The sequence below is a fragment of the Salinimicrobium sp. TH3 genome (assembly GCF_026676115.1).
Taxonomy (GTDB): Bacteria; Bacteroidota; Bacteroidia; order Flavobacteriales; family Flavobacteriaceae; genus Salinimicrobium.
The window spans coordinates 99647-114080 of sequence record NZ_JAPONB010000004.1 but is presented as its reverse complement, the minus strand read 5'-3'; the positions used below and the strand labels follow the sequence as shown (position 1 = coordinate 114080).

At 40.1% G+C, this 14434-nt stretch carries 15 protein-coding genes; 8 read left to right on the top strand and 7 right to left on the bottom strand.

The window, feature by feature from the left end; all coding sequences use genetic code 11:
- Positions 1–9: 9 nt before the first annotated feature.
- On the bottom strand, positions 10–1089 hold the full coding sequence (locus OU683_RS07985; protein ID WP_268137011.1) for an acyl-CoA reductase: 1080 nt from the start codon (positions 1087–1089) through the stop codon (positions 10–12).
- A 64-nt stretch (positions 1090–1153) separates the two neighbouring features.
- Here OU683_RS07985 and OU683_RS07980 point away from each other — a divergent pair, with 64 nt between their 5' ends.
- The gene (locus OU683_RS07980) at positions 1154–1504 is read left to right on the top strand and encodes a 4Fe-4S dicluster domain-containing protein (protein ID WP_228912912.1); all 351 of its coding nucleotides are present in this window, start codon (positions 1154–1156) and stop codon (positions 1502–1504) included.
- 72 nt (positions 1505–1576) lie between these two features.
- Here the strand turns inward: OU683_RS07980 and OU683_RS07975 are convergent, their stop codons facing one another.
- Complete coding sequence (locus OU683_RS07975; protein WP_228912913.1) at positions 1577–2005, bottom strand: FKBP-type peptidyl-prolyl cis-trans isomerase; 429 nt, start codon at positions 2003–2005, stop codon at positions 1577–1579.
- Positions 2006–2301: 296 nt separating this feature from the next.
- Here OU683_RS07975 and OU683_RS07970 point away from each other — a divergent pair, with 296 nt between their 5' ends.
- The 3 genes from OU683_RS07970 (at position 2302) to OU683_RS07960 (ending at position 4221) form a co-directional block, all read left to right on the top strand.
- Entirely contained in the window at positions 2302–2739 is a 438-nt protein-coding gene (locus tag OU683_RS07970; protein WP_268137007.1) for a 3D domain-containing protein, read from the top strand.
- Between the two features lie 12 nt (positions 2740–2751).
- Entirely contained in the window at positions 2752–3516 is a 765-nt protein-coding gene (locus tag OU683_RS07965; protein ID WP_268137005.1) for a phosphatase PAP2 family protein, read from the top strand.
- 72 nt (positions 3517–3588) lie between these two features.
- Positions 3589–4221, top strand: coding sequence for a CPBP family glutamic-type intramembrane protease (locus OU683_RS07960; protein ID WP_268137003.1), 633 nt, complete (start codon positions 3589–3591; stop codon positions 4219–4221).
- A gap of 9 nt (positions 4222–4230) precedes the next feature.
- Here the strand turns inward: OU683_RS07960 and OU683_RS07955 are convergent, their stop codons facing one another.
- Positions 4231–4365, bottom strand: coding sequence for a hypothetical protein (locus tag OU683_RS07955; RefSeq protein WP_255702456.1), 135 nt, complete (start codon positions 4363–4365; stop codon positions 4231–4233).
- Positions 4366–4490: 125 nt separating this feature from the next.
- Between OU683_RS07955 and OU683_RS07950 the strand changes: the two genes are divergently transcribed.
- A complete protein-coding gene (locus OU683_RS07950) occupies positions 4491–5321 on the top strand; it encodes an NHL repeat-containing protein (RefSeq protein ID WP_268137000.1) in 831 nt (276 codons plus the stop codon).
- On the opposite strand, the gene OU683_RS07945 is transcribed toward OU683_RS07950, so the two are convergent.
- Positions 5318–5965, bottom strand: a complete 648-nt coding sequence (locus OU683_RS07945; protein WP_268136998.1) for a hypothetical protein — start codon at positions 5963–5965, stop codon at positions 5318–5320. The genes OU683_RS07950 and OU683_RS07945 overlap by 4 nt on opposite strands.
- 98 nt (positions 5966–6063) lie before the next feature.
- Here OU683_RS07945 and OU683_RS07940 point away from each other — a divergent pair, with 98 nt between their 5' ends.
- The gene (locus OU683_RS07940; RefSeq protein WP_268136996.1) at positions 6064–7392 is read left to right on the top strand and encodes an aspartate kinase; all 1329 of its coding nucleotides are present in this window, start codon (positions 6064–6066) and stop codon (positions 7390–7392) included.
- A 50-nt stretch (positions 7393–7442) separates the two neighbouring features.
- Here OU683_RS07940 and OU683_RS07935 read toward each other — a convergent pair whose 3' ends face one another.
- Positions 7443–8687 carry a glycosyltransferase gene (locus tag OU683_RS07935; RefSeq protein WP_268136994.1) on the bottom strand — a complete coding sequence of 415 codons (1245 nt, stop codon included), beginning with the start codon at positions 8685–8687 and terminating at the stop codon, positions 7443–7445.
- A 75-nt stretch (positions 8688–8762) separates the two neighbouring features.
- On the opposite strand from OU683_RS07935, the gene OU683_RS07930 reads away from it, so the two are divergent.
- Both OU683_RS07930 and gnd read left to right on the top strand, forming a co-directional pair.
- Positions 8763–9275, top strand: coding sequence for a GreA/GreB family elongation factor (locus OU683_RS07930; protein ID WP_268136992.1), 513 nt, complete (start codon positions 8763–8765; stop codon positions 9273–9275).
- The gene (gene gnd, locus OU683_RS07925) at positions 9272–11182 is read left to right on the top strand and encodes an NADP-dependent phosphogluconate dehydrogenase (protein ID WP_268136990.1); all 1911 of its coding nucleotides are present in this window, start codon (positions 9272–9274) and stop codon (positions 11180–11182) included. Before OU683_RS07930 ends, gnd begins: the two co-directional genes overlap by 4 nt.
- A 156-nt stretch (positions 11183–11338) precedes the next feature.
- Here the strand turns inward: gnd and OU683_RS07920 are convergent, their stop codons facing one another.
- Positions 11339–13828, bottom strand: coding sequence for a hypothetical protein (locus OU683_RS07920; RefSeq protein WP_268136988.1), 2490 nt, complete (start codon positions 13826–13828; stop codon positions 11339–11341).
- A gap of 101 nt (positions 13829–13929) precedes the next feature.
- On the bottom strand, positions 13930–14433 hold the full coding sequence (locus OU683_RS07915; RefSeq protein WP_268136986.1) for a DUF4402 domain-containing protein: 504 nt from the start codon (positions 14431–14433) through the stop codon (positions 13930–13932).
- Position 14434: the final 1 nt, after the last annotated feature.

Genomic DNA, 14434 nt, shown 5'->3' with positions numbered 1-14434 from the left:
CTGAAGTTTTTAAACTTTTTGGGTTAAAAAATCAAGAGTGTCCACATTATCTGCATAATCCCACAACTTAGGCTGTTGAGTTTGGCCAAAAGCAATTTCCTCTTCAAAAATGTCTTTTCCAACTATACATTGAATTTCTTCTTTTCTGCTCTCTAATTCCTTCTTTACAGCGTCAAGATCCTTGTATTGCTCATAAAATAAGGTCGCAATTGGAGAACTAAGGGAATTATCCTCTTTAAGGATAAGGAATCCATTCTCCAGCAGTTTAAACTGGCTCATCAAATAAACAGCTTTGTTATAATCGTAGTTGTTAGCGTATTTCGCCTGATTTATAATCGAGTTCCAGCCATATACTGCTTCAAAAAAGGCATTAAAGTCATAATTTTTGGGTACATATAATTTCGAAACATTTCTACAGCCCAAACCATAATATCTAAAGATATCTTCGGCCAGGGACGAGAGCTCTTCAGGAGTTTCATCGCCGGTAAGAACAGCAACCGAATTCCGGTTCTTTCTTATGATTGAAGGCTTTCCGGCAAAATAATATTCAAAGTATCTTGAGGTATTATTACTGCCGGTAGCAATAACAGCATCGTAATTTGTCATTTTTGAAGCCCCGTCGGCAGAGTTGGGGAGGATCTCAATTTTCTCCTTCCATTCGGGAGAAATAGCCTTGAGGTAATCGGCAATAACCGGTAGGAGCAGTTTGTCATTGGAGGACTGCTTTACCAGCACCTTGTGACCACTCACCAAAACCGAAATAAAATCATGAAAACCAACCAGTGGAATATTTCCGGCCATAATGATCCCCACTGTTTTGGGTTTCACATCCCCGAATTCATATTGGGAAAGCCATTTTTGAAGATTTTCTCTGGTAAGGCCTTCGCTCCATTTTTCCATGGAAAAAAGCACATTTTCCAGAGTAAACCAGCCGTTGTGATGTACCGAAACTTCAATCTTTTCCTTGAGCCGATCAAAATAAGGATCATTATGCTGCAGGCTTTCATCTTTTTCTATTCCCGATCTTTTGAACTGTTTTAAAAACTGTCCAAGGTTCTCCAACCTTTCCATACGCTGCTCGATTGTCATCTCCTTATTTGTTTAAGAACTGATTTGGCTTTAAATTTGTGCAAATTTAGAATAAAAATAACCTATGGCAATTATAATAACCGACGAATGCATCAACTGTGGTGCCTGTGAACCAGAATGCCCTAATACAGCAATATATGAGGGTGCAGATGACTGGAGATATGCAGACGGGACAGATCTTAGTGGCGACATAGTTTTGCCCAATGGAAAAGCTACAAATGCCAACGAGGCACGGGAACCACTTAGTGATGAGATCTACTATATAGTGCCCGATAAATGTACCGAATGTGTTGGTTTTCACGATGAACCGCAATGTGCAGCAGTATGCCCGGTGGATTGTTGCGTGCCCGATCCTGCCAATGAGGAAACTCAGGAACAACTTATTTCCAAGCAAAAATTTATGCATAACGATTAACCCGTCAACAAAGGATATAAAAAAAGACCTGCAAAATTTGCAGGTCTTTTTTTATACAGAAAATTGTTTCAATTACTTGATCTCAACCACTTCAAGGTCAAATACAAGATCTTTTCCTGCTAATGGGTGATTTCCATCAACAACAATTGAATTTTCTTTTACTTCTTTTACCACAAGGTTCATTTCGCGACCATCGGGGCTTTTTGAAACCAATCCCATTCCTGGCTCCGGCTTAATTTCTTCAGGTAACTGGCTCTTATCAACTTCCTGAATCAATTCTTCTCTTGGTGCACCATAAGCTTCTTCAGATGGAATTTCCACGGTTTTCTTTTCATTCACTTTCATATCAAGTAAACCTTTTTCAAATCCCGGGATAAGTTGTCCCTGTCCCATTGTGAATTCGATTGGTTCTCTTTCCAAAGAACTGTCGAAGACCTGTCCATCGGTAAGTTTTCCGGTGTAGTGTACTTTTACAGTGTCATTTTCTTTAACCTGACTCATAATAAATTTTTTATCAATTAAATATTTGGGAAATGGGAATCAAACAGAAAATAAAAAGGAAGGACCTTAACAGCGCTGAGAAATATCTCATTTCGAAAGTGCAAAGATACCATTTATAAGATGGACCACCAAAGAATGACCTCTTTAGTCTTTTATTTCTGAAAAATATTCGGCCTTAAAGAAAATAATCAGAAAAAAAAGAAGTTTTACCCGTAGTTTCACATTCTCTCTTAAAGAAGGGTTAAGACTGAAGCTTATAATTGTAAAACGCTTATTTTTTTGGTATGTTGGTAATTATGTTCTCTATAAAAACTTTTTTTAAGTTCCTGGTACTGCCGCTTGCCTTTATGACTTCTTTGGAAAGTTGTAATGAACCTGAAGCTGAAAAGTACAATTTTGAAGAATGGCAAAAGATCTCTGTTACTGCTTCTGCATATAATTCGCTTAAGCAGCAGGGGGAAGGAAATCCTCTCATCACGGCCTGGGGAGACACCCTAAAGCCCGAGGTGCAGTCTATTGCCGTTTCGAGGGATCTTATAAGAAAGGGACTTAAATTTAATACTCCTGTAAAAATCGAAGGTTTTGAAGGAGTGTTTATTGTAAATGATAAAATGCACCCAAGATGGAGAAACAAGATCGACATCTATATGGGCACCGATAGAGAAAAAGCCCTTAAGTGGGGTAGAAGAAAAGTAGAAATAGCCTTTCCCGCAAAAGATGAAACGGGAAAATAAAACTGACTATAAATGGTACAGGTTTCAAAAAAGTACATCAATGAATTTGTTGAGTTTTATAAAAAACATGTAACCTGGAAAAATCCGGATTTTCCGTTTTATCTATTAATCTTCTTTGCTTTTCTGGTCTTCATCCTGGGTACCAACCTTTTTGTGGAATTGACCGAAAAAGTGCAAGGGGAAACCATTGATAACTTTGACAATAGGATTACAGACTATGTAACTTCTTTTCGTACCCCCGCTCTCAATCAATTTTTTCAATTCGTAACAGATCTGGGTGATGTTTATGCTTACTTTATAGCAACAACGATCGCCGCTATCTTTTTCTTTTTCAAACTCAAGAACAAGAAATTCATACTACAACTGCTGGGAGTGGTGATCTTATCGGCCCTGGCCAATATGGCTTTAAAAGAAGCCTTTAATCGTGCCCGGCCTACCATTGAACATTTGGTTGTGGTAGAATCATTAAGTTATCCCAGCGGGCACGCCATGAGTGCAATGGCCTACTATGGTTTTCTTATTTATTTGGTGTTTCATATTAAAATGAATAAGTGGCTTAGATTATTTCTCACCATTTTATTTGCTGCACTAATCTTTTTCATTGGTTTAAGCAGGATCTATCTGGGAGTGCATTTCCCGTCGGATGTTGCTGGGGGATTTGTGGCAGGATTAATATGGATCGCTTTCTGTATAGTTCTTTTTAATATCATTGATCTTCTACGGCAAAGAAAGGTGCGTAGCAGAATGGAAGTGGAGGAAAATCTCGAAACTGAATGATAATTTCTTATATTTTTGTTAGCGTGCTAATGCTTCCTGATCATTATATTTATCTTTTCTGTAAATCCGGTAATGAATCTTAAGATCGTCTACAATTCTGCAGCATTTATGGTTGTGGAATTTATAGTTATTTATGTTTTTTTTCCTTTCCTGGTCAATGCATTTCTTGATGGATGGTATAAGATCATTCCGCTGGTACTTATTGCGGTTTTTTTCCTCTTCCTGTTACTTTTAGATCCAAAATTTGACAGGAGAGTACTTACCAGGTTCAAAAAAGACTACCTGGGAAAAAGTATTGCCAGGATACTCATTATAACCGTTTTACTTGTATGGTTTACCTTTTGGATTTTTCCGGAATTGTTCTTCTTATATCCTGTAGAAAATTTTAAAAGCTATGCGATAACTTTCTTCTTGTATCCCCTGGCTTCGGTTTTCCCACAGGAGATCATTTACAGGGTTTATTATTTCCACCGATATCATAAAGTAGTACCGGAAAAATATCTGCTTATGTTAAGCAATGCGATCGTTTTCAGTCTAACACATTTCATCTATGACAATTGGGTAGCACCAATTGCGACCTTCCTTGCCGGCTGGATTTTTATCTATAATTACTATAAGACAAGGAGTTTGCTCAACGTGAGCCTGGAACATTACTTCTATGGTTTAATCATGTTCACCATAGGTTTTGGATACTTTTTCCAATAGAAAAGATTATTAGATACCCAAATTGGAGAGGAGCCACCAAAGAATAATAAAAACGATTATAGTTCCAAAACAACCACAACCGGTTTTACCTCCAAGTTTTTTTGCTCCCCAGCCCGCCAATAGGGCTCTAATAATCTTTCTCATAGCAATTTTTCTTTCCATCAAAAATAGATGGTCCATTGCTATGAGCCAACAGGTTTAGGATATCTTTAATTAGTTTCCATAAAAGCTTACTAAAATTGAAAAATTGCTATCTTGAAAAGAAAAACATGAAATATTTTATACTACTTATTACTTTCTGCGGAATGACTGCAATAGGGCAGGAGCAAACCAAAACTCCTGAATTGAAATTACCCGGTTTTAGCCACCCCGAATCTGTAATCCTTAACGAAGAGACCGATTATTTTTATGTCTCCAATATGGGAGACAGGAACGAAGGAGATGGATTTATCTCAAGGATCTCAAGAAAATGGCAAGACCAGGAGCATTCCTGGATTTCAGGATTAAATGATCCTAAAGGTTTACTTGTTAAAGGAGATCGCCTGTATGTTACCGATATCAAACACCTCATTGAAATGGATTTAAATTCCGGGGAAATTCTTCAACGAATCCCTGTTGAAGGTGCAGAATCTCTCAATGATCTTGCTATGGATGAAGATGAAAATATATTCTTTTCAGATCTTGCCAAAAGCAGCATATATAAAATGAATGTAGAGGGAGAAATTGAAGAGTGGCTTCACAGTCCTGAGCTGGAAAAACCAAACGGCCTGTTTATTACCCCAGAATATATACTTGTTGCCGCGTGGGGAGATGATCAAAATGGGAACATTCTTAAAGTTGACCGCAGCACTAAAAAAATCACGAGGATTTCAAAGAATGGTATCGGTAATATGGATGGGATTCAGTCAAAAGGGAACGGAGAATATTATATTTCAGACTGGGCAACTGGAAAGATCTATACTATTGATCTGGAAGGAAATCTTAAGGAAGTACTTACTTCAGAAAAAAGTGCGGGAGACATCCTGTATCTCAAAAATGACAAAAAACTATACCTCCCAATGAACCATCAAAATGAGTTGTGGATTTACAATATGAATTAAGAAGATTTAATCTCATTCATGAGCAAAAATGCCTGATTTAGATATTCTTTTTCCAGGAATAGTGTGAAATAGTTGGAGGTTGAAATGATCTCATAAACCGGGATTCCTTCATAAGCCAGGAGCTTAAAAATATAAAAATAAAGTCCCACCGTTTTGGTGTTCTTCTCGGGCAGGGCAATGGTGATAGACGATAGCTCTTCTGAAATACTTACAAGCTGTTCCTCTTTAAAAAATTTCTCGATCAAAGGCTGCAGGCTTGTAGAGACCAGAAAATTACTTTCCTGAAAGTTACTTGAATAGTTCAGAAAAATACCCGTTTGGTCTTTAATCTCGTGTAACAATTCTGCCTTTCGGGCAACGATATTTTGAGAATTAAGATATGTGTATTCTGTAATCCCCGATCTTACGATCATGTCCCCGAGCTCCCGGAAATTTTTTGTAGTGAACTTACTTCTCTTAGGATGATAACGCCGTAGGGCCATTATAATAGAACCTTGTTTTACCGGTTTTCTCATCTCCTTTTCCACTTGCGGCTGTAAATCAACAGCCAGGGAACTAAAGTTTATAATATTTCGGGCCAAAGCATCATCCAAAAAAGGCTGGTGTTTTATAATATCATGCACACAGGTACTGATCGTCTTCATTGTTAAATAATATACAATTTGTTCAAAGATATAAAAAAGATGTGATTTTTTTTAATGCCTTGGATTCATCATGTAATTATGCAGCTTCAATTAGTAGTATGAAAATTTTAAAATTTGGTGGAACTTCTGTTGGCACTGCGGAAAGCATTCGTAACGTCAAAGAAATTATAAGAGGTCAAAAAGGGCGTAAAATCGTGGTGGTTTCAGCCATGTCTGGTGTCACCAATAAGCTGGTAGAAATTGCTGAGGCTCAAAAGAGCGGTAATGAACAGCAGGTAGAAGGTTTAATGCTGGAAATAAAGCTAAAGCACCTTCATTTTATTGAAGAACTTATAGAAAATAAGGAAACCAGAAAACTAACCGAGAACCTCTTCCTCGAATTATATAGACAACTAGAGGAAACTTTGCAGCTCAAACCATTATCTGAAGCTGCGGTGATCACCTTTGGTGAGACTTTTTTAAGCCTCATTTTTTCCCAATTCCTGGAAGAACAGGGAGTTTCCAATACTTTGCTGGATGCTAAAGATTTTATGCAGGTTTCAAATGTGGAGAATCCCCATATCCAAACAGTTCAGGAACTTCTAAAAGCAACGCTAAAACGTGAAGTAACTTCCGAAGTGTATATCACACAGGGTTTTATAAGAATTGATCGAAATAAGAATGTTAGTACCCTTAAGCGCGGTGGCAGTGATTACACGGCTACAATTATAGGAGCAGCTGTAAATGCAACCGAGGTACAGATCTGGACAGATATTGATGGTTTTCACAACAATGATCCAAGATTTGTAGATCATACTCAGACTCTTACCCATCTTACTTTTGAAGAAGCTGCCGAGCTTGCTTATTTTGGTGCAAAGATCCTGCATCCACAAACTGTTTCTCCGGTAAAGGAGAGGAATATTCCTATTTACCTTAAGAACACTTTTACACCCGAAGCCCCCGGCACCTGTATTTCTTCCAAAATCCATGGTAGCGGATTAAAAGCTATTTCAGCCAAAGACGGGATAACAGCGATAAAGATAAAATCCAACAGGATGTTAATGGCGCACGGATTTTTAAAAAAGATCTTCGATGTGTTTGATAAGCATGAAACGGCGATCGATATGATCACGACTTCAGAAATCGCCATTTCCCTTACCATTGATGATACACAAAATTTGGATAAGATCCTTTACGAACTGGACGAATACGGGGAAATTACTGTTGACTCAAATCACAGTATCATTTGTGTGGTGGGCGAGGGGGTGATCAATGATCATGAGACTTTCAGGCTGTTTGAATTGCTTAATGACCTCCCAGTAAGGATGATCTCTTACGGCGGGAGCAGCAATAACATTTCCCTGCTGGTCGATACCAAAAATAAAGTGCAGGCATTAAAACTGCTACACCACAAACTCTTTGAAGGAAAAATATTGAAGAAGACCTAGTTGCTCATTTTGAGTTGTTAGTTTATTTGTTTGGATTGAATCGCCCGTTTTTACGGGCGATTCTTATTTTTGGCTTCTATGTATTTCGAAAGGAATTTCGTGCTGTTCAACATATGATGCTGTAACATAAGTCCTGTGAAATTTGAATTTCTATGTTGTTCAAGTTTTTCTGAAATATGCTGAAGTTTCTCTCTCAATCTTTCCCGGTGGATTACTTCGGAAAAATTAGATTCTAAAATCTCAAATCCGTTTTCCTGAGCTTGTTTCCATTCCTGCTCACTTTTATATAACCAGACAGCAGCTTCGGCAAAAGCGGCGGGAGAATCGGCTGTTGCTCCATTCCAGGGTAAGTTTCCTGCCATACCTTCTGCACCAACGGGCGAAGTGACAGTAGGGGTTCCTACTCGCATTGCATCTGTGAATTTTCCTTTTATTCCGGCACCAAAACGTATGGGAGCAAGCAGAATTCTGGCTTTTTCAATTTCAGTTTTTGCCGAATCAGCCCGGCCGTGAATAAGAAACCCTTCTTTTTCATTGTGCAACTCAAGAATCTGCTGCGGAATATAGGCTCCAAAAATGTGAATTTTTGCCTCTTTCATTTTTTCCCGGATTAGTGGCCAAACTTCTTTTTTGAGCTGTAGAACAGCGTCTTTATTGGGTTCATGCAAAAAATTACCTATGCTTATGAAATCCCTTCGCTCTTCAAATGTTAAAAGCCGGCATTTCATTTCTTCCGTTACCTGCTTTAGCATAAAAGGCAAATAAAACAGCAGGTTTTTAGGTACTCCAAAGGTTTTGGTGAGCAGTTCCATTTCGATGGGAGAAATAATGAGGCTAAGATCACACCTGTAGATGCTGGCAATTTCCCGTTTTGCCACATCAGAAAAGAGAAGGGAAGCAGTAAGTTTGTTTCCGGTTTTTGCTGCTTCATGCCGGGCTTTCCGCAGAAAATGTAAATCTTCTGTATCCAGGATCCTAATCGCCTCAGGACAAACTTCAGCCACTCTCCATCCAAATTGTTCTTCCATCATAAACCTGTCAAAAATGACAATTTCGGGATCGTTTTTTTTCAGGAAAACATCAAAACTTTCGTTGTTGAGCTCGATCTTTTCCGAAGTAATTTCGAGGGAAGAGAGATCGGCCATAAATTCTGTTTTTGTAGCCGTGGAGGCAAAGGTGATGGAAAACCCTTCATTAAGAAAGAATTCCAGCAGCTGCATCATTCTTGCACCCGCCGCCGAGGATTTTGGTTCGGGCCATACATAACCTATAACTAAAAGTTGCTTTTGAGACATACGCCAAAATTAACAGGATTTAATACAATTTTTGAATTGTGCGGGTAATTTGTGACCTTTAATAAAAAGAGAATTATGAGCCGCGGATTTGTAAAGGAAGAGGACCAGGAAGAAGCACCGTTTATTCCACCACGTGCAGCCTTGCCTCCGGGAGTGACCAATTATGTTACTCCGCAGGGACACAAGCAGTTGATAGAAGAGCGGGAAGCATTGGAAAAGGAAAGAAAGGAGCTGGATATTAGCAGTGATAAAGACCGAAGGCATGCTACAGCAGTGATTGACGGAAAGATCAATTTACTGAATGAGAGAATAAACTCGGCCCGAATTCTTGAACCCAAAGAACAGGCCCAGGACGAGGTGAGATTTGGTGCCAGGGTGAAATTTCGTTTTTTGACGGGACCTCAAAAGGGAAAGGAACAATCCTTTATGATCGTTGGGGTAGATGAGGCAAATATTAAGGCTCAAAAAATAGCATTTTTGGCACCCCTTGCCAAAGCCCTTACCGGAAAAAAAATCGGAGAAATTGCCGAAGTGCAAATGGGAGGAGAGTTACAGGAATTGGAGATCCTCGCTATAACTTACTCATGATTCGGCAAAAAGTATATATAGTAATGGGGGTCTCGGGAGTTGGCAAAACTACCATTGGGAGACTCCTGGCAAAGCAGCTGGAAATCCCCTTTTTTGATGCCGATGATTTCCATCCTAAAGAAAATGTAGAAAAAATGGACGCCGGGATTCCACTAAAAGATGTGGATCGCCGGGAATGGCTGGAGAATCTTGCTTTAAAAATTACCGAATGGCAGGGGGAATCGGGAGCTGTTCTGGCATGTTCAGCCTTAAAGGAAAAGTACCGGGAACAGCTGAAGGTCCTGCCGCAGGAGGATATTAGGTGGATCTTTTTGCATTCGGATTATGGTGTAATTCACAAAAGGATTACCGGCAGGAAAGGTCATTATTTTAAGCCGGAGCTGCTGCAGTCGCAGTATGAAACCCTGGAACTGCCTTCCTATGGAATTCATATTGATGTGGATCAATCTCCCGAACAAATAATAAATGAGATCATGGAAAAAATGAAGGAAAAAGCTGAAATAGGTCTTTTTGGTCTGGGAGTAATGGGACAAAGCCTTGCGATTAATATGGCCTCAAGCGGCTATAAAGTTTCGGTTTATAACCGGCACGTAGATAAGATGGAGGTAGATATCGCCAAAAATTTTGTTTCAAAAAATGTTGAATTAAATTTTGAAGGGTTTGATGATCTCAAGGCTTTTACCCAAAGCCTCGAAAGACCCAGAAATATCCTGCTTATGGTGAATGCCGGGAAAGTGATCGATTTTGTCATTGAAGATCTGCTTCCCTATCTGGACAAGGATGATCTCATTATTGACGGTGGAAATTCCCATTACAAAGATACCATCAGGAGAGAAAAGGAACTAAAGGAAAAGGGAATCTTGTTTATGGGCGTGGGAATTTCGGGTGGAGAAGAAGGGGCAAGAAAAGGACCTTCCATCATGCCCGGCGGACCTAAAAGTTCTTACAAAAGAGTAGGGCCTATCCTGGAGAAGATTGCAGCACGGGATAAAAATGGAGATCCTTGCTGCGCATACATAGGACCCGATGGATCGGGGCATTTCGTCAAGATGGTACACAACGGTATTGAGTACGGGGAGATGCAGCTCATTGCCGAAACCTATCATCTGTTGAGATTCCACACCGGCACAACTTCCATAGAGATCGCTGCTCTTTTTGAAGAGTGGAACCGGGAAGTACAAAGTTATCTTCTGGAAATTTCTATCGATATTCTTCGGAAGAAGGAAGACGGAACATTTCTACTCGACAACATCCTGGATGCAGCGAAGCAAAAAGGCACAGGAGGCTGGTCCACCAATGCTGCTTTGGAGCTGGGAGTGCCGCTGGATACTATTAGTGCTGCAGTAATGGCAAGAAATATTTCCGGGATGAAAGAAAGCCGCACAGCGGCTGCGAAAGAATATGACTCACAAATTTTAGAGAAAGGAAATATAAAAGAGCTGAGAAATGCCCTTTTTGAAGCTTTTAAGGCATCAAGTATTATTAATCATGCCACAGGGTTTGATCTGCTTTCCAGGGCTTCTAAGGAATATGAGTGGAAGCTAAACCTATCGGAAGTGGCGAGAATCTGGACCAATGGTTGTATCATAAGAAGCAAACTAATGGAAGATTTGGTTAAAAAATTCGAAGTTTATCAACAGCATATTTTAATGCATCCCGACATAGTTCAGGAAATATCAACATCCAGGAAATCCCTAACTGCAGTAGTGGGAGAAGCTTTAAATGCCGGCTTTCCTGTACCGGTTATGAGTGCCGCGGCAAATTACCTGCTAAGTTTTACTGCTGAACAATCATCGGCCAATATGATCCAGGCGCAGCGGGATTATTTTGGTGCTCACACCTACGAACGTAAGGATAAACCCAGAGGAGAGTTTTTTCATACGGAGTGGAAGCCTGATAGAAATTAGATGGATCTTTTTCACGCAGAGGAGCGCAAAGAAAAGCAAAGAGCGCAGAAATTTATTTCCGAAAATTTTACACAAAGAAAAATAAGATCAAAAGAAGAATACGAAGAAATTCTACTGCGCCTGAAAAAAAGACATTCGTGAATTCGTAGCAAAAAACTATTTTTCCGAAAGAACGAATTCTAAAGTATCTACAATATCTCCATATTGATCTACCTTGATTTCGAATTCTATTGCTTCAGGCATGGCTTTATACCCTAGCTTCTGCAGCTGTTCAGGATCAATTTCCGCAGTGTATTTCCCTGGGGCCAGTCCCAGGTAACTAAAGTATCCGTCGCCTTCACTTAGAAGCTCAGCTGCTTTTTGCCCTTTTTGGTCCAGAATATTGATTAAGATCCTACCCTGGCCGCTAATTTTGTTTCCTTCGTTATAATATACCATTCCGCCAACTTCTCCCTGGACTTCTACAGGAACGTAGATTTCTTTGAAGTGGTTAGGCTGGGTTTTTACGAGGATCTTGGAATTTGGGATCTTCCAGGCAATGTTGTCCAGACTTACAGGATCCAATTCAAGGAGAAGATCAATATAGGGCTGAAGTTCTGTTATACGAAGAATCGTCTCATCTTCATTATATGTAACGCGGCCACTTCGGTTTTTAAGTTCAAGACCGGGTACTCCAGGTTCCATGGGATCTTTGACTCCGTTGTGGTTAAGATCCAGGAACGGAATTACCGTAATCGCCGCTCGTGACATGGCGGTGCGATTGCTTGCCATTATATAGCCTGTATTATCATCGAGCATTAAGCTTCCCCTGGCTGATTGTACAAAGGAGGAATTTCTATTTCCAATTCGTGAAGTGGCCGAAGTTTGTGCGAAATTAAACGCATACCGCAGTCCCACCTCAAAAATATGAGCATCCCTTAAGAAATTGTTCTCGTAGGCGAGATTCAAGAATCCCTGCCGAAAAACCGGACGTTCTACTTCCAGGATAAGGTTGTTAAATCTCTCCCGGCTAAAATCGTACTGGATTTGAGGAGAAAAGAGGAATTTATGAGGCAGACGGTAAGTTTGGGATAAGGAGCTGTACAAGGTGGGCTCGTCCATACGATCATTGTACAGGCCGTAAGTTGTAAAGTTAGTGCTAATACCAAACAGTGCACCCGATAGCAATAGCTGGGCTGTTGTAAACTCGGTTGTGGGCATAATGATCTGGTTCACGCTAAAGCGGCTAAACATGGAAAAATATCTGGTGCGAACAGGAGTAGAAAGGCTAACTTTTCTTTCCTCCAGATAGTTGAAATTTATCGCCGTTTGGTCCTCATCATAATTGATATAATTAAGGTCTACCTGAATATTTCGTGGGGAGCGGTAACTTAAGAGCGCTTCCCCTTTGACGCCGTACATATATTCTCCCGAGAACAATAAACCTGAGGCAATACGCATGGAGGAATTTACGAAAGGCATTACTTCGCCACTCTCTACTTCAGAAAGATATTCCACCCCACCACCAATAGTGATAGCATTGTTCAGTCCATAATTAAGATTGACCCTGCTAAAGCGATTCCAGTCTTCATTTTCAACAATTCCCGCACTTAAAGTATATTCCAGTTCATTTTTCGGAACAAAATTATAGGGAATATTGATCACTCTATCTTCAATACGTTCTTCTCCCCAGGGGCCGTAGAAACGAAGACTCACTGCTGTATTACCATACATAAGCGGCACTTCAAAACTGTAGAACCCTGAAGCATCTGCCTCGGTGAAAGCCACCAGGACATTATTTACATAAAGTTCGACCGTCCAGCGCGGTTCGGTGTAGTCATTAAGGAGGTAAGTTCCAAAAGAGCGTCGGTTTTGTAGTGGACTATTAGTGATCTGTACTCCCGAGACTGGTGCAAAAAGGGAAGAAGTAGCTCTGGAGAAAATACGTCCCGCAGTTATCTGGGTAAGATATTTGTTGTCATTGTTCACATAGCGCCATTGGTAAAACTGGTTACGGGTTGAAAATGGCAACCGGCTCGAATAGTTCAACATTAAATTAGTTTCCCCACCCAGGAACATAGTTCCCAGCCCTAACATAAGTCGGTTAACATTTTCAAAATCGGTTTGTTGTGTGGTAACCACGCCCCAATCGAGAGTTCCCGGCTTGAAAAATGGATATCGCGCAGGAATTAAAGTATCGGGCACGACCACTCCTTTCACCCTGTCAAGATTTTCCCTCATCTTTTGCAGGCGCATTTCCTTTATCACTGGCAGCTCCTTATCGGTCTCCAGTTCTACGGAAAGACTTCGGAAGGAGAATTGCGTATCAAGATCAAATATTTTTCCGAAGTGATCTGATTTGAGATACCTGCCGGAAGGAGTTTCTAAAATGTCATTTTTGGAAAGGCTGAAGGTTTCACCTTTATAGATGATCTCTGGCTTTTGCCAGTTAATAGTATAGGAAGAATCGGGATGAATGATAAATCCGCTGACAATCTCTCCCGTGGTTTCATGCTTGATCTTTAAAATGTCGAAGAGTACTTCAACGGGTAAATAGGCATCTTCTCCTTTAATAGCAATGGGAATTTCATAAGTTCCCAGCCTTGAAATGTTCATTTCAACGCCTAGTTCATCATAATCTTGTTGGAATTGCTGAGCTGTTGCCACTGAAGTGAATAACCCAAAAAACAACAAAAAACAGATGTGAGAAATTTTTGCTGAGAAAAATATTTTTTTGGGGGAAGTAGTTGGCATTAATTTTCTTGCGGCTATTCGTGAATAAATGTTATTGTAAACATTGCATTATAACTTCCGGCGGGACCTGAGCTACCATTTGGGATCTTTAATTGCCCACCTACAAGAACCTCGTGGGGATTCTGAGTTGTTATAAAAGTTTGCCCGGTGCTTATATCTCTATTTGGATCAATGGTTAAAGTGACATCACTACCAGAAGGTCCTTCAAGAGTAAAATCATAAACTCCCTGGATCTGCAGGAGAGTACCGGGATTTACGTACACGTCAAAGATCGCATAATGGGACGGTTGTCCCAGATTCAGCAAATGCACATCTGAATCACCTGTGCGATTACCGTTTGGACTCAAAAAAACATTTCCACCGTTAGTTCCTACAGTGAATGAACCAAAATTTAAACCCTGGGCATTTCGTACTTCAACAGTTACTGGAATAGGTGGGTTTTCCTGTGCAGCTACTTCAGAATAAACTATACTGGAGAGGCTCAAAAACATGAATATGAAAAAGCTTTTTCCAGTCATT